Consider the following 14,898-nt stretch of genomic DNA (forward strand, 5'->3'; position numbering starts at 1 on the left):
GGGGCGCGTTCGCCACTCGGGAGCTGTAGTCCGTGGCCGCCGGTTCCGTACGTCTTGTCCGTACGGCCTGGCGGAAGTCTTCAGGTCAGTGCGCGGCCCGACCCAGGTGGCTCCCGAGTGCCAGGGCTGCGCGGCGGCGACGATCCCTACGCGGCGGGACCTTCCGGCGCCTTCGCGTCGGCAGTCGCGGCGGCCGTGGGTGGGGCGGCCGTGACAGCCTCGCGGTCGGGCGCGAGCGGGTCGGTCACCGTGCCGGACTCCTCGTCGAAGAGCCCCTGCGCCAGCCTGGTCACCGCTGCGGGGACCGGCGGCGCCAGGTCGGCCACAGCTCGGAGACCGGACAGGACGTCGTCGGGTCGAACGGCAGGTGTCAGATGCCGAACAACCAGCCGCAGTATCGCACAGGCATTGTCCAGCGGCCTATCAGCCGGAGCAGGAAGCACCTCGAGGGACGCAACGGCCCCCCGGGTGTCGAAGGTGCGCATGCCGTTCTTGGTGCGGCGCTGCACCTCGACGGTCTCGGCGGCGAGGAAGGCCTCCACCGCGCGGGCGGCCTCGGAGGTCTCCACGCCGTCGAGCTTCAGCTCCCACACGGAGGCGGTGAGCCGGTCGGCGAGGCCGGAGGTGCGGGCCTCGACGGCGTCGACGATGTCGAGGCCGATCGGCATGGACTCGTCGAGCAGCGCGCGGAGCTTCTCGGGGTCGCGGGGTGCGGTGAGCGCGATCTCCAGGTACTCGGCCTCGCTGCCGGTGCCGGTGGGCGCGGCGTTCGCGTACGACACGCGCGGGTGCGGGGTGAAGCCGGCCGAGTACGCCATGGGCACCTCGGCGCGGCGCAGGGCGCGCTCGAACGCGCGCTGGAAGTCCCGGTGGCTGGTGAACCGGAGGCGGCCGCGCTTGGTGTAGCGCAGTCGGATGCGCTGTGCCACCGGTGCGGGGGGCGGGCCTTCGGGCTGTCGCTTGCCCAGTGGTTCTTCTCCTTGTGCGGGGCTCCGCGGCTCGCGCGTCGCCCTGAGGTCTGGTGAGCCTGCCGGCCGTGCCTGCCCTCCGGCTCACCCCTGCGTTCCGGCGCAGGGGGCTCTCGGGGGCGGGCGGACGGCCCACGGCTGTCGTACTACCCAGACTACGCGCCCCTGACCTCGCCGGTTCCCGGGGCGCTCAGCCGAAGAGGACCCGCCGCACCTCGGCACGGACCTCCCGGACGGCGGTCCGCACCGAGCGCCACGCCTCGCGCAGGGCGTGTCCCACGGGGGTCAGGACGTACCGGTACACCCGCGAGCACGGCCACCCCACCAGCACCCAGGCCACCAGCGAGATCCCCCGCCACACCCACGCCACGATCCGCCCGGCGACATGCCAGGCCCAGACGACCACCCGCCCGAGCGGCGCGAGCACATACCGGTGCACCCCCCGCGCAACCCACCGCACGGCAGTGCCCACCGGCACCAACAGCCACTGCCACACCGCCTGCGCCACGGGCACGAGCACATACCGCCAGGCCGCGGAGACGACCCAGGCCAGGCCCACCCCGAGGGGCCGGAGCACATACCCATAAACCGCCCGCCCGAGCGGGGAGAGCAAATAAGCATGAAGAACACGCCCGACGGGCGCGAGCAGGTACCGCCACAACCCGACCCAGGGCCAGACGAACACCAGCTTGAGCAGCACCCCCAGCACCCACCCGATCCCGCGCACCACGGGTTCGAGCACATGCACCCACAGCGGCCCGAGCACATGCCGCCGCACCGCCCGCGCAGCGGCGGTGACCAGCTCCCAGACCACCCGTACGGGCAGCACGACGAGCACCGCCACGATCTTGACGGGGATCCGCAGCACCCCCACGAGGCAGCCGTCGGCCGGGTCGGCGGTGTGCCGTTTGTCGAGTTCCATGCAGAGAAGGACACACGAAAACCCCCGTCCGTTGCACCGGCGGGCGCTCGGGGGCAGGCGCGCCCTCAGTCGATCGACCCCGGCTCGGCCAGCCACTGGGTGCGCAGGTCCCTGTCCAGATCCGGGATATCCACTTGCCCCTAATGCAGAAACCTTCATGCGTCACTCGAATGAATATGCCCCCACCGTTCCCGGCAGGGGCATATATCCCGGCGCAGCGGCCGGGCGACGCGGCTTCAGCCGCCGCGGGTTACTTCACGACCGTCAGCGGCAGGAGCTTCTTGCCGGTCGGGCCGATCTGGATGTGGGTGTCCATCTGCGGACACACGCCACAGTCGAAGCAGGGGGTCCAGCGGCAGTCCTCGACCTCGGTTTCGTCGAGGGCGTCCTGCCAGTCCTCCCAGAGCCAGTCCTTGTCCAGGCCGGAGTCCAGGTGGTCCCAGGGAAGCACCTCCTCGTACGTGCGCTCGCGGGTCGTGTACCAGGCCACGTCCACGCCGTACGCCGGCAGGGTCTTCTCCGCGCACTCCATCCAGCGGTCGTACGAGAAGTGCTCGCGCCAGCCGTCGAAGCGGCCGCCGTCCTCGTACACCGCGCGGATGACGTCGCCGATGCGGCGGTCGCCGCGGGACAGCAGGCCCTCGACGATGCCCGGCTTGCCGTCGTGGTAGCGGAAGCCGATGGAGCGGCCGTACTTCTTGTCGCCGCGGATCTTGTCGCGGAGCTTCCCCAGGCGGGCGTCCGTCTCCTCCGCCGACAGCTGCGGGGCCCACTGGAAGGGGGTGTGCGGCTTCGGGACGAAGCCGCCGATGGACACCGTGCAGCGGATGTCGTTCTGCCCGGAGACCTCGCGGCCCTTGGCGATCACGTTGACCGCCATGTCGCCGATCTGCAGCACGTCCTCGTCGGTCTCGGTCGGCAGGCCGCACATGAAGTACAGCTTCACCTGGCGCCAGCCGTTGCCGTACGCGGTGGCGACGGTGCGGATCAGGTCCTCTTCCGAGACCATCTTGTTGATGACCTTGCGCATGCGCTCGGAGCCGCCCTCGGGGGCGAAGGTCAGGCCGGAGCGGCGGCCGTTGCGGGTCAGCTCGTTGGCCAGGTCCACGTTGAAGGCGTCCACGCGGGTGGAGGGGAGCGAGAGGCCCACCTTGTCGTCCGCGTAGCGGTCCGCGAGGCCCTTGGCGATGTCCGCGATCTCGGTGTGGTCCGCCGAGGAGAGGGACAGCAGGCCGACCTCCTCGAAGCCGGTCGCCTTCAGACCCTTCTCGACCATCTCGCCGATGCCGGTGATGCTTCGCTCCCGCACGGGGCGCGTGATCATGCCGGCCTGGCAGAAACGGCAGCCGCGGGTGCACCCGCGGAAGATCTCGACGGACATCCGCTCGTGGACCGTCTCGGCGAGCGGGACCAGCGGCTGCTTGGGGTACGGCCACTCGTCGAGGTCCATGACCGTGTGCTTGGAGACGCGCCACGGCACGCCCGAGCGGTTGGGCACGACACGGCCGATGCGGCCGTCGGGCAGGTACTCCACGTCGTAGAAGCCCGGCACGTAGACGTTGCCGGTCTTGGCGAGGCGCAGCAGCAGCTCCTCGCGGCCGCCCGGCCGGCCCTCGGCCTTCCAGGCGCGGATGATGTCGGTGATGTCGAGGACGGCCTGCTCGCCGTCGCCGATGACCGCGCAGTCGATGAAGTCCGCGATCGGCTCGGGGTTGAAGGCCGCGTGGCCGCCCGCGAGGACGATCGGGTGGTCCTCGGTGCGGTCGCGGGACTCCAGCGGGATGCCCGCCAGGTCCAGGGCGGTGAGCATGTTGGTGTAGCCCAGCTCCGTGGAGAAGGACAGGCCGAACACGTCGAAGGCACCGACGGGGCGGTGGCTGTCGACGGTGAACTGCGGCACCTTGTGCTCGCGCATGAGCGCTTCCAGGTCGGGCCACACGCTGTACGTGCGCTCGGCGAGGACGCCCTCGCGCTCGTTGAGCACCTCGTACAGGATCATGACGCCCTGGTTGGGCAGCCCGACCTCGTACGCGTCCGGGTACATGAGCGCCCAGCGGACGTCACACGAATCCCACGGCTTGACGGTGGAGTTGAGCTCACCGCCGACGTACTGGATGGGCTTCTGCACATGCGGGAGCAGAGCTTCGAGCTGTGGGAAGACCGACTCGGACATCACGCGACTTTCGTGAAGCGGGCAGGGGGCGACTCTCAAGCGTAACCCGGACGGCTCCCGGCGCCTGCCGCCATGATCACCGCCTGCGGGGTCAGGGCTGCCCGACGCGCGGGGTCGCAGCCTTGGCCCATACGTCCGGAAGCTCCCGTTCGCAGGCGGCGGACAGGGCCTCCTCGCGGGCGTAGAGCACGCCCCAGGTGAAGGCGGAGTCGCCGGCGGCGGTGGCCTGGAGTCCGATGTCGCGCAGGGCGTCGCGGGCGACGACGCTGTCCTGGTGCTCGCCGAGCAGGTTCTGTACCGCCTTAATGGCCTTGGCCTGCCGTTTCGCGGGCTTGCCGAGGGCTTCGGTGGCGGCCTCCGCCGCGTAGCGGGCGCGCTTGGCGGCCTTGCGGGCGTCGTGCAGGGCGTGGTCGCGTTCGGTGCCGGGGTCCAGGGCCAGGGCGGCCTCGATGCGGCCGGCGAGGCGGTCGTGGTCGCGCAGGACGGCCTTGGGCAGCACTTTCCCGGCGGGCTTGTCCGCGGCGGGGCGGAGCGGGGGGTCGGCGAGGAGGGCGTCGAGGGCGTCGAGGAGGGCCAGGTAGCGCTTGCTGTCGAGGGCGGCGAGGACGCGGCGGCGGGATCCGGAGCGGCGGGCGGCGTGCCAGGTGCGCAGCCGGCCGCGTACGGGGCCCTGCAGCAGGGGGCGCGGGAGTCCTGCGACGTGGTCCTGGATGCGGGCGTGGAGGACTTCCTGGTCGCGGTCGACGCCGAGCTCGGCGGCGAGCCAGCGCAGCTCCTCGCCGAGGGGGTCGGTGGCGGTGCGGTCGAGGACCTTGCGGAAGGTCTTGAAGGCGCTGCGGATGCGGCGGGAGGCGACCCGCATCTGGTGGACGGAGTCCGGCAGGGCCCGTCGTACGGCGGGATCCTGGGCGACGAGGGCGTCGCGCTGGAGGCGCAGGTACGCGAGGACGTGCGCGCCCGCGGTGCCCTCGGCGGGGCCGGGGGCGGGACGGGGGGCGGGGGCGGTGCCGGTCTCGGCGAGGGCCCGGGCGAGTTTGGAGGGGGAGTCGGAGACTCGGATGCCGGCCTTGCGGAAGGTCTTCTCGACGGCGTCGAGGAGGGCGGGGTCGGCGCCCTCGGCGAGTTCCACCTCGATCTCGGTCCAGGTGGCGACGGCTCCGGCTCCGGGCCGCCCGGCAGCGGCCTGCCCGGCATCCGCCGACCCCGTCCCCGCCTGCCCGGCCTCGGCCCGGACGCTGTCGGTGGAGAGCTCGGCGAGCACGGTGCCGTCGGCGTCGAGGAGGTGGCTGACCCTGCGGGAAGAGAGCAGCCGGACCCGGGGTTCCAGGCCGCCGTCGCGGACGCGGGAGCGGAGCAGGGCGGCGAGGGGGCGGGGGACGGTGTCGCTGAGGGGGGCGCCGATCTCGTCGCGGACGCCCGGGGAGACGGGCAGTTTGAGGTGCCAGCCCGCGTCGGCGCCGCCGGTGCGGCGGCGGAGGGTGAGGCCGTCGGCGGCGAGCCGCTGGTCGGGAGTGTCGTAGTAGACGGCGTCGAGGTCGACGGTGCCCCGGTCGGCCACGGAGGCGATGCGTGCCGTGCCCGCGAGGTTGGGGACGCCCCGCCGGGCCGCCTTGTCCGTAGTGAACTCGAATTTCCGCTCGATCTCGCGCTTCGTGTCCGCCATGGATCGAACTTAGTCCTGAACGGACAACAACGGCACGGTGAACGGCGGGATCGGCCGACTCCGGTTCCGGAACCGGCCGGAACCGCCCGGAACCCGGCCGAAGAGCGCCCCCTGCCCGCCTCCGCTAGGCCGACATCGGCCGCTGCACCTTGATCGATTGGAGTAGCCCGATGGCCACCCACACGGCGAACATCGACGATCCTCCGTAGGAGACGAAGGGCAGCGGCAGGCCCGCCACCGGCATGATCCCGAGCGTCATCCCAATGTTCTCGAAGGCCTGGAAGGCGAACCAGGCGATGATCCCGGCGCAGACGATGGTCCCGTAGAGCTCCGTGGTCTCGCGGGCGATCATGCAGGCCCGCCACAGCACCACGCCGAGCAGGACGAGGATCAGGCCGGCGCCGATGAAGCCGAGCTCCTCGCCCGCGACGGTGAAGACGAAGTCGGTCTGCTGCTCGGGAACGAACTGGCCGGTGGTCTGCGAGCCCTTGAAGAGCCCGGAGCCGGTCAGCCCGCCGGAGCCGATCGCGATGCGCGCCTGGTTGGTGTTGTAGCCGACGCCGGCGGGGTCGAGCTCGGGGTTGGCGAAGGCCGCGAAGCGGTTGATCTGGTACTCGTCGAGCACGCCGAGCTGCCAGACCAGGACGGCGCCGCCCGCGCCGGAGCCGAGCAGGCCGAGCACCCAGCGGTTGGAGGCGCCGGAGGCGAGCAGGACGCCGAGCACGATGACGACCATGACCATGACGGAGCCCAGGTCGGGCATCAGCATGACGATGCCCATCGGGACGGCGGCCAGGCACAGGGCCTTCATCACGGTGCGGTGGTCGGGGTGGACGAGGTCGCCCGCGTCGACCCGGGCGGCCAGCAGCATCGCCATGCCCAGGATGATCGTGATCTTCACGAACTCGGAGGGCTGGAGGGAGAAGCCGCCGCCGATCACGATCCACGCGTGGGCGCCGTTGATGGTGGCGCCGAGCGGGGTGAGCACGGCGATGATCAGCAGCAGGGAGAGCCCGTACAGCACCGGTACGGCGCCGCGCAGGGTGCGGTGGCCGAGCCAGATCGTGCCGATCATCAGCACGAGGCCGATGCCGGTGTTCATGGCGTGCCGGACGAGGAAGTAGTAGGGGTCGCCCTGGTTGAGCTGGGTGCGGTTGCGGGTCGCGGACCACACCAGCAGGGTGCCCAGCAGGGACAGGGCGAGCGCCGAGAGGAGTATCGGCCAGTCGAGCCGGCGCAGCACCGAGTCGCGCGAGGTCAGCTTGGCCATCGCGCTGGGCTCGGGGGCGTACCGGGATACGGAGAACTTGTTGGCGGTCTGCATGGTCGGCTCTTCGGCTCAGTCGTGCCCTGCGGGGCGCGTGGCGGGAGGACCGGCCAGTGCGGGCGGCTCGGACTCCTCCGGGGACGGGGGTACGTACGGCTTGATCTCGGGGGCCACGATGGTGCCGTCGGGCTGTACGGCGGGCAGCTTCGCCTCCGGCTTGGGCAGCAGGGCCGTGGCGGCGTCGTAGTTTCCCTCCATGTCGAAGCCGTACATGGCGTTGTAGATGTTGCGCACGGCGGGTCCGGAGGCGCCGGATCCGGTGCCGCCCTGGGAGATGGTCATGACGATCACGAAGTCGTCGGTGTAGGTCGCCAGCCACGAGGTGGTCTGCTTGCCGTAGACCTGGGCGGTGCCGGTCTTGGCCCGCATCGGGACCTTGTCCAGCGGCCAGCCGACGAAGCGCCAGGCGGCGGTGCCGCCGGGCTCGACGACCATGCGCAGGCCCTTGTCGAGGTCGCCGAGGGTCTTGGCGTCGACGGGGAGCCTGCCGTGCGGGGTGGGTTTGATGACCTCGACCCGCTTGCCGTCGGGGCTGATCACGGCTTTGCCGATGGTGGGGTTGAAGAGGGTGCCGCCGTTGCTGATGGCGGCGTAGGCGGTGGCCATCTGGATGGGGGTGACGAGGACGTCGCCCTGGCCGATGGCGAAGTTGATGCTGTCGAAGGCCTTCAGCTGGTTGCCCTCGAGGCAGTTCTCGTAGGCGATCTGCTCGACGTAGGTGCCGCCCTTCTTGCCCTGCTTGCACCAGGCGTCCTTGTTGGCCTTCCAGAAGTTCTTCTTCCACTGGCGGTCCGGGATGCGGCCGGTGACCTCATTGGGCAGGTCGATGCCGGTCACCGCGCCGAGTCCGAACTCGCGGGCGGTCCGGTAGAACCAGTCGTGGGCGTCCTTCTTGGGCTTGAGGCCGCCGTCGCGCTGCCATTCCTTGTGGCCGAGGGCGTAGAAGACGGTGTTGCAGGAGAACTTGAGGGCCTCGCCGAGGGTGATGGGCCCGTGCCCCTTGGACTCGAAGTTCGCGAAGCTGCGGCCGCCCATGTTGTAGGAGCTGCTGCACTCGTACTTGTTGTCGAAGGGGTAGCCGGCGCGGACGGCGGCGCTCGCCGAGACCACCTTGAAGATGGAGCCCGCGGGAGCCTGGCCCTGGATGGCCCGGTTCAGCAGGGGGTAGTTGGAGTTCTTGCTGGTGAGCTTGGCGTAGTCCTTGCCGGAGATGCCGCCGACCCAGGCGTTGGGGTCGTAGTCGGGCTGGGAGGCCATCGCGACGACGCGGCCGGTCTTGGCCTCCATGACGACGACGGCGCCCGAGTCGGCCTCGTACTTGCGGCCGGTGATGTTGTCGGTCTCGTGGCGGACGGTCTTCATCGCCTGCTGGAGCTCGAACTCGGCGACGGCCTGGACCCGGGCGTCGATGCTGGTGACGAGGGTGGACCCGGCCACGCCGCGGTCGGACTTGGTCTGGCCCATGACCCGGCCGAGGTTGTCCACCTCGTAGGAGGTGACTTCCGCCTTGCCGCGCAGGTACTTGTCGTACGTGCGCTCGATCCCGGAGCGGCCGACCTGGTCGGAGCGCAGGTGCGGCGAGTCGGTGTCCTTCGCCTTCTGGATCTCCTCGTCGGTGACGGGCGAGAGGTAGCCGAGGGCCTGCGCGGTACGGGCCCCGCCGGGCGCCGGGTAGCGGCGTACGGCGGTGGGCTCGGCGGTGATGCCGGGGTACTCCTCAGGGCGCTCGCGGATCTGGAGCGCCTGCTGGGTGGTGGCCTCGGCGGTGACCGGGATGGGCTGGTAGGGGGAACCGTTCCAGCAGGGCGGGGGCGTCTTGGAGTCGCAGACGCGGACCTTCTGCATGACCTCCTGGGGGGTCATGTCCAGGACTCCGGCGAGCCGGGTCAGCACGCCCTTGCCCTTGTCCTTCATCTTCATCAGGGCCGTACGGCTGGCGGAGACCACGAGCCGGGTCTCGTTGTCGGCGAGGGCGACGCCGCGGGCGTCGAGGATGGAGCCGCGCACGGCGGGCTGGACCACCCGCTGGACGTGGTTGCTCTTCGCCTCGTCGTAGTACTCGCCGCCGTTGCGGATCTGGAGGTACCACAGCCGCCCGCCGAGCGTGCAGAGCATGGAGAAGACGAGGACCTGCATGATGACGAGCCGGATCTGGACCCGGGGAATGCGGCCGGTCTCGGGAGACTTGGTCACGGGCACCGCCCCTTCACAGCTTCTTGACGCTCTTCACGCTCTTCATGCTCTTGACGCTCTTGACCCCCTTTATCCGCCCGGCCCGGTTGGCCCGGTTCCGTGCGGTCATCAGCCGCAGGCCGCCGCGCTGGCTGCCGATGCGCAGGCCGGTGCCGCCCGCGAGCCAGCCGGAGGACACGTCGGCGGCCTTGGCGGGGCCGCCGTTCGCCTCGACGGCCATCGGGTCGTTCTCGGCGCGCCGGGCGAGGGCCATGACGAACGGCACGGTGAACGGGGCGAGCAGCAGGTCGTAGACGGTCGCGGTGAACAGCAGTCCCGTGAGGCCCACGTGGCGGGCCGCGGTGTCGCCGACGAGGGCGCCGACGCTCGCGTACAGCAGGGTGGAGCCGATCGCAGCGGCGACGACGGTGAGCAGCGGGCCCCAGGCGGAGCGGAAGCGCCCGGAATCGGGGCGGACCAGGCCGGCGGCGTACCCGATGACGCACAGGACGAGCGCGTACCGCCCGGCGGCGTGGTCGGCGGGCGGGGCGAGGTCGGCGAGGAGGCCGGCGGCGAAGCCGATGAGCGCGCCGCTGACATGGCCGTAGACCAGGGCGAGGGCGACCACGGTCAGCAGGAGCAGGTCGGGTACGGCGCCGGGCAGTTGCAGCCGGCCGAGGATGCCTACCTGGACGACGAGGGCGACCACGACGAGCGTGGACGCGAGCAGGATCCGGTTGAAGCGCATGGCGGTCTGCTCCTACTCGTCGGCCGGCTTGTCGGACGCACCGGCGGCGGGGGACGGGGTGACCGTGACCGTGACCGTCGGGGCGGGCTTGGGGGCCTCGGGCTTGGGCGGCAGGACGGTGTCTCGGGGGTCTTCGCGCGGGGGCACGACCACGACGCCGACGATGTCCAGGCGGGAGAAGCCGACGAACGGGCGCACCCACACGGTGCGGGTCAGGTCGCCGCGGGAGGGGTCGACCTTGACCACCTCGCCGATCGGGACGCCGGGCACGAAGGGCTTGTTGCCGCGGGAGCCGAAGGTGACGAGCCGGTCGCCGGGGCTGACCTTGGCCTTGCCGTTGAGCATCTGGACGGACAGGGCGCGGTCGCCCTGGCCGTTGGCGAAGCCGAGTTCGCCGGTCTTCTCCAGGCGGGTGCCGACGGTGAAGTCGGGGTCGTTGGCGAGGACGACGGTGGCGGTGTCGGGTCCGACGGTGGCGACGCGGCCGACGAGGCCGTCGCCGTTGAGGACGGTCATGTCGCGCTCGATGCCGTCCTTGCTGCCGGCGTCGATGGTGACGGTCCAGGAGAAGCCCTGGGCCGCTCCTATGGCGATGACCTCGGCGCCCTTGATTCCGTACTGTCCGGAGCCGGCCCGCTTGAGCATCTCGTCGAGCTCGTGGATGCGGCTGCGGGTCTGGTCGGCGCTGCCGAGCCGGGCCTTCAGGGCGGCGTTCTCGCGCTCCAGGACGGCGATGCGGTCGTGCCGCTCGCCGGAGTCCCGTACCGCCCCTATGGCGTTGGCGACCGGGTCGACGGCTGTCGCCACGCCCTTCTCGACCGGGCCGAAGACGGCGGCGGCGGCCTGCCGGGCGCCGTCGACCGGTGACTCCTCGCCTGCCCTGATGTCCACCGTGATCAATGCGAACGCGATGGCGATCAGGAGCACCAGGAGCAGCCGGCTTTCTCGTGTGTCCCTCACGTGCGGCGGCCGTGCCTTCCTCGTAGATACCCGTGCGGCGAAGCCGCTCCGGTGAAACGTCAAGCTGTGGGCGTAGCACCGGATGTTGCCTGTATATCAACGATCCGCCGCACGGGCGCGGCAGCACCCGTACGGCGGATCCTTGTGTTCCGCACGGCCCCTTTTGCGGGGGTTCGTGTCAGCGCCGGGGCTGGGCGTCCAGGACCTGCTGGAGCGCTTCGAACTCCTCGACGCACTTGCCGGAGCCGAGCGCGACCGAGTCGAGGGGGTCCTCGGCGATGTGGATCGGCATGCCCGTCTCACGGCGCAGCCGCTCGTCGAGGCCGCGCAGCAGGGCGCCGCCGCCGGTCAGGACGATGCCGCGGTCCATGATGTCGCCGGAGAGCTCCGGCGGGCACTTGTCGAGGGTGGTCTTGACGGCGTCGACGATGGCGTTGACCGGTTCCTCGATGGCCTTGCGCACCTCCGCGGCCGAGATGACGACGGTCTTGGGCAGGCCGGAGACGAGGTCGCGGCCGCGGATCTCGGTGTGCTCGTCCTTGTCGAGGTCGTACGCCGAGCCGATGGTGATCTTGATCTGCTCGGCGGTCCGCTCGCCGAGGAGGAGGCTGTACTCCTTCTTGATGTGCTGGATGATCGCGTTGTCGAGCTCGTCGCCGGCGACGCGGATGGACTGTGCCGTGACGATTCCGCCGAGGGAGATGACCGCGACCTCGGTGGTGCCGCCGCCGATGTCGACGACCATGTTGCCGGTGGCCTCGTGCACGGGCAGGCCCGAGCCGATGGCCGCGGCCATGGGCTCCTCGATGATGTGCACCTGACGGGCGCCGGCCTGGGTGGACGCCTCGATGACGGCGCGGCGCTCCACTCCGGTGATACCGGAGGGGACGCAGACCACGACGCGCGGGCGGGCCAGGTAGCGGCGCTTGTGGATCTTGAGGATGAAGTACCGGAGCATGCGCTCGGTGATCTCGAAGTCGGCGATGACGCCGTCCTTGAGGGGCCTGACGGCGACGATGTTGCCGGGCGTGCGCCCGATCATCTTCTTCGCCTCGGAGCCGACCGCCAGGATGCCACCGGTGTTCGTGTTGATGGCGACCACGGACGGCTCGTTCAGGACGATCCCCCGGCCCCTCACGTACACCAGCGTGTTGGCGGTCCCGAGGTCGATCGCCATGTCACGGCCGATGAACGACATGTTGTTCCCCTTGTTCCCCATGAGGAGCGTCTGGCCTTCCAGTTGATAGCTGATGCTGTCAGGTCGGCGAGGTGGTGGGTGGGTGGAGGCCCCATCGTAGTGCCGCAGGTCGGGCATCGCGCGACGGGACTGGCGGCAATCCCGCCGGAACGGAAACCCGTCCCCTTAGTGGTGACGTCGTGTCCTGTCCATGCGTTCCCGCGCGGGTCCGGCTATACCGAAGGGCGACCGAAATTACTTCGGTCGCCCCAGGTCATGAGCGCTATTCGGCTGATGTTACGTCAGGAAGGCACGCTCTAGCCCGTCAGAGGGACGGGAAGAAAAGCTTCAGCTCGCGCTCGGCGGACTCCTCCGAGTCCGAGGCGTGGATCAGGTTCTCGCGGGTGATGGTGCCGAAGTCGCCGCGGATGGATCCGGGCGCCGCGGCGATCGGGTCGGTGGGGCCGGCCAGCTGGCGGACGCCCTCGATCGCGCGTTCCCCTTCGACGACGAGGACGACGACCGGGCCGCTCGCCATGAAGCCCATGAGGGGCTCGTAGAAGGGGCGCCCCACGTGCTCGGCGTAGTGCGTCTCCAGCGTCTCCCGCTCCAGCGTGCGCAGCTCCATGGCGGGGATGGTCCAGCCGGCCTTCCGCTCGATGCGGCCGATGATCTCGCCGACCAGGCCGCGACGGACGGCGTCGGGCTTCAGGATGACGAGCGTGCGCTGGGACATGGTTGCGGCTCCTTGCGGCAAACGGGTGCGGTGGTACGAGGCTACAGCCCGCCGGTGGCCCGGCTGCGCCGAGCCCCGGGCCCCGCACCGCCCGGCCCCCGCCGGCCCTGCCGGGGCCGGCCCGGTGGATCAGGGCCGGACGGCCCCTACGCCTCGGCCTCGGCCTCGGCCCGGTCGGCGGCCCAGCGGGCCTTGATCGTGTCGATCCTGCGGCCGTAGTGCACCGAGCACCACCACAGGCCGGCGAAGACCGCACCGAGGAAGAACATCATCGGGACGATGAACCCGCTCAGGATCAGGCCGATCTGCAGCGCCCAGCCGATCTGCACCGCGCCCGGGCGCGACAGCATCCCGCACAGCAGCACCGACAGCAGCATGGAGATCCCGCAGACCGTCCAGACCTGGGCCTGGGTCAGGTCCGGGTTCTTCATGGCGACCAGCCCCGCGAAACCGATCACGAAGAACTCGCCGATCAAGGTCGAGGCACACAGCGTGCGCATCCGTCAGCCCCTCTTCAGCAGCAGGCGAGCCTCGCCCACCGTGATCACGGAGCCGGTCACCAGGACCCCGGCCCCTCCGTACTCGGCTTCTTCCTCCGCGAGGGTGATCGCCGCCTCCAGGGCGTCGTCCAGGCGCGGTTCCACCTGCACCCGCTCCGACCCGAAGACCTCGACCGCGATGGCCGCCAGCTCGTCCGCGGACATCGCCCGGTGGCTGGAGTTCTCGGTGACCACGACCTCCGCGAAGATCGGCTCGAAGGCCTCGAAGACCCCCCGCACGTCCTTGCCCTCGCTCGCGCCCACGACGCCGATGAGCCGGCTGAAGCCGAACGCCTCCGTCACCGCCTCCGCCGTGACCTGCGCGCCCGCCGGGTTGTGCGCCGCGTCCAGGATCACCGTGGGGCTGCGGCGGACGACCTCCATCCGGCCCGGCGAGGTCACCGAGGCGAAGCCGCGGCGCACCGTCTCCAGGTCCAGCTCCCGCGACTGCTGCGCGCCGACCCCGAAGAAGGCCTCCACCGCGGCCAGCGCCACCGCCGCGTTGTGCGCCATGTGGGCGCCGTGCAGCGGCAGGAAGATCCCCTCGTACTCGCCGCCCACGCCCCGCAGCGTCAGCATCTGCCCGCCGACCGCCACCTCGCGCGAGACGACGCCGAACTCCATGCCCTCGCGGGCCACCGTCGCATCGACCTCGACGGCCTTCTTCAGCAGCACCTGCGCCGCGTCCACCGGCTGCTGCGCCAGGATCACGGTGGCGTCCTGCTTGATGATGCCGCCCTTCTCCTGCGCGATCTCGCCGTGCGTGGAGCCGAGCCGGTCGGTGTGGTCCAGGCTGATCGGGGTGATGACGGCGACCGCCGCGTCGATCACGTTCGTCGCGTCCCAGCTGCCGCCCATGCCGACCTCGACGACCGCCACGTCGACCGGGGCGTCCGCGAACGCCGCGTACGCCATGCCGGTGAGGACCTCGAAGAACGACAGCCGGTACTCCTCGGAGGCGTCGACCATCTCCACGTACGGCTTGATGTCGTAGTACGTCTCCACGAAGCGCTCGGCGGAGATCGGCGCCCCGTCCAGGCTGATGCGCTCGGTGATCGACTGCACGTGCGGGCTGGTGTACCGGCCGGTGCGCAGCTCGAAGGCGTTCAGCAGGGCCTCGATCATGCGGGAGGTGCTGGTCTTGCCGTTCGTGCCGGTGACGTGGATGGAGGGGTACGCGCGCTGCGGCTCGCCCAGGACGTCCATCAGCGCGGCGATCCGCGAGACGGACGGCTCCAGCTTGGTCTCGCCCCAGCGGGTGGAGAGCTCCTGCTCCACCTCCCGCAGCGCCGCGGCCGTCTCCGGGTCCAGGGGTGCGGGGGCCGGTTCGCCCTGGGGCGGTGCGGCCTGGGCGCGCAGGGTGCGGCTGCCGGCCTCGATCACCGCCAGGTCGGGGTCGCGGTCGGACTCTTCCGCCACGATCCGGTCGAACATGTCGAGGCTGTCGTCGTGGTCCTCGGGACCGTGGCTCTCGGGCTGCTGCTCACTCACAGGGCCAGTCTACGGACGGGGG

At 70.9% G+C, this 14,898-nt stretch carries 12 protein-coding genes; all 12 read right to left on the reverse strand.

Going from position 1 to position 14,898, the window contains the following annotated elements; genetic code table 11:
* Positions 1-146: 146 nt before the first annotated feature.
* The 12 genes from AB0F11_RS08885 to AB0F11_RS08940 all read right to left on the reverse strand — a co-directional run bounded on the left by AB0F11_RS08885 (position 147) and on the right by AB0F11_RS08940 (position 14,819).
* Positions 147-929, reverse strand: a complete 783-nt coding sequence (locus AB0F11_RS08885; RefSeq protein ID WP_362169885.1) for a TIGR03936 family radical SAM-associated protein — start codon at positions 927-929, stop codon at positions 147-149.
* A 229-nt stretch (positions 930-1,158) separates the two neighbouring features.
* Positions 1,159-1,890 carry a hypothetical protein gene (locus tag AB0F11_RS08890; RefSeq protein ID WP_362169887.1) on the reverse strand — a complete coding sequence of 244 codons (732 nt, stop codon included), beginning with the start codon at positions 1,888-1,890 and terminating at the stop codon, positions 1,159-1,161.
* A 250-nt stretch (positions 1,891-2,140) separates the two neighbouring features.
* Positions 2,141-4,066 (reverse strand): TIGR03960 family B12-binding radical SAM protein, encoded by a 1,926-nt coding sequence (locus AB0F11_RS08895; protein WP_362169889.1) that lies wholly within the window; start codon positions 4,064-4,066, stop codon positions 2,141-2,143.
* Positions 4,067-4,154: 88 nt separating this feature from the next.
* Positions 4,155-5,726 (reverse strand): CYTH and CHAD domain-containing protein, encoded by a 1,572-nt coding sequence (locus AB0F11_RS08900; RefSeq protein ID WP_362169891.1) that lies wholly within the window; start codon positions 5,724-5,726, stop codon positions 4,155-4,157.
* Positions 5,727-5,850: 124 nt separating this feature from the next.
* Complete coding sequence (gene rodA / locus AB0F11_RS08905; RefSeq protein ID WP_362169893.1) at positions 5,851-7,050, reverse strand: rod shape-determining protein RodA; 1,200 nt, start codon at positions 7,048-7,050, stop codon at positions 5,851-5,853.
* A 15-nt stretch (positions 7,051-7,065) separates the two neighbouring features.
* Positions 7,066-9,246 carry a penicillin-binding protein 2 gene (mrdA, locus tag AB0F11_RS08910; protein WP_362169895.1) on the reverse strand — a complete coding sequence of 727 codons (2,181 nt, stop codon included), beginning with the start codon at positions 9,244-9,246 and terminating at the stop codon, positions 7,066-7,068.
* Between the two features lie 13 nt (positions 9,247-9,259).
* Positions 9,260-9,973: a rod shape-determining protein MreD gene (gene mreD / locus AB0F11_RS08915; RefSeq protein WP_362169897.1), complete on the reverse strand. Its 714-nt coding sequence runs from the start codon at positions 9,971-9,973 to the stop codon at positions 9,260-9,262.
* A gap of 12 nt (positions 9,974-9,985) precedes the next feature.
* Complete coding sequence (gene mreC / locus AB0F11_RS08920; protein ID WP_362169899.1) at positions 9,986-10,933, reverse strand: rod shape-determining protein MreC; 948 nt, start codon at positions 10,931-10,933, stop codon at positions 9,986-9,988.
* Positions 10,934-11,111: 178 nt separating this feature from the next.
* A complete protein-coding gene (locus AB0F11_RS08925; RefSeq protein ID WP_008738981.1) occupies positions 11,112-12,131 on the reverse strand; it encodes a rod shape-determining protein in 1,020 nt (339 codons plus the stop codon).
* Positions 12,132-12,435: 304 nt separating this feature from the next.
* A complete protein-coding gene (gene ndk, locus AB0F11_RS08930; RefSeq protein WP_361909466.1) occupies positions 12,436-12,846 on the reverse strand; it encodes a nucleoside-diphosphate kinase in 411 nt (136 codons plus the stop codon).
* Positions 12,847-12,992: 146 nt separating this feature from the next.
* Positions 12,993-13,346 (reverse strand): DUF4233 domain-containing protein, encoded by a 354-nt coding sequence (locus AB0F11_RS08935; protein WP_362169901.1) that lies wholly within the window; start codon positions 13,344-13,346, stop codon positions 12,993-12,995.
* A gap of 3 nt (positions 13,347-13,349) precedes the next feature.
* Complete coding sequence (locus AB0F11_RS08940) at positions 13,350-14,819, reverse strand: folylpolyglutamate synthase/dihydrofolate synthase family protein (RefSeq protein WP_362169982.1); 1,470 nt, start codon at positions 14,817-14,819, stop codon at positions 13,350-13,352.
* Positions 14,820-14,898: the final 79 nt, after the last annotated feature.

Source organism: Streptomyces sp. NPDC032472, from assembly GCF_040636955.1.
Taxonomy (GTDB): domain Bacteria; phylum Actinomycetota; class Actinomycetes; order Streptomycetales; family Streptomycetaceae; genus Streptomyces.

What these genes read in the sequence shown, in the direction of transcription:
- AB0F11_RS08890 (WP_362169887.1), bottom strand. Translation starts at nt 1,890, where the DNA reads ATGGAACTCGACAAACGGCACACCGCCGACCCGGCCGACGGCTGCCTC.
- AB0F11_RS08900 (WP_362169891.1), bottom strand. Translation starts at nt 5,726, where the DNA reads ATGGCGGACACGAAGCGCGAGATCGAGCGGAAATTCGAGTTCACTACG.
- rodA (WP_362169893.1), bottom strand. Translation starts at nt 7,050, where the DNA reads ATGCAGACCGCCAACAAGTTCTCCGTATCCCGGTACGCCCCCGAGCCC.
- mreD (WP_362169897.1), bottom strand. Translation starts at nt 9,973, where the DNA reads ATGCGCTTCAACCGGATCCTGCTCGCGTCCACGCTCGTCGTGGTCGCC.
- AB0F11_RS08925 (WP_008738981.1), bottom strand. Translation starts at nt 12,131, where the DNA reads ATGTCGTTCATCGGCCGTGACATGGCGATCGACCTCGGGACCGCCAAC.
- ndk (WP_361909466.1), bottom strand. Translation starts at nt 12,846, where the DNA reads ATGTCCCAGCGCACGCTCGTCATCCTGAAGCCCGACGCCGTCCGTCGC.
- AB0F11_RS08935 (WP_362169901.1), bottom strand. Translation starts at nt 13,346, where the DNA reads ATGCGCACGCTGTGTGCCTCGACCTTGATCGGCGAGTTCTTCGTGATC.
- AB0F11_RS08940 (WP_362169982.1), bottom strand. Translation starts at nt 14,819, where the DNA reads ATGTTCGACCGGATCGTGGCGGAAGAGTCCGACCGCGACCCCGACCTG.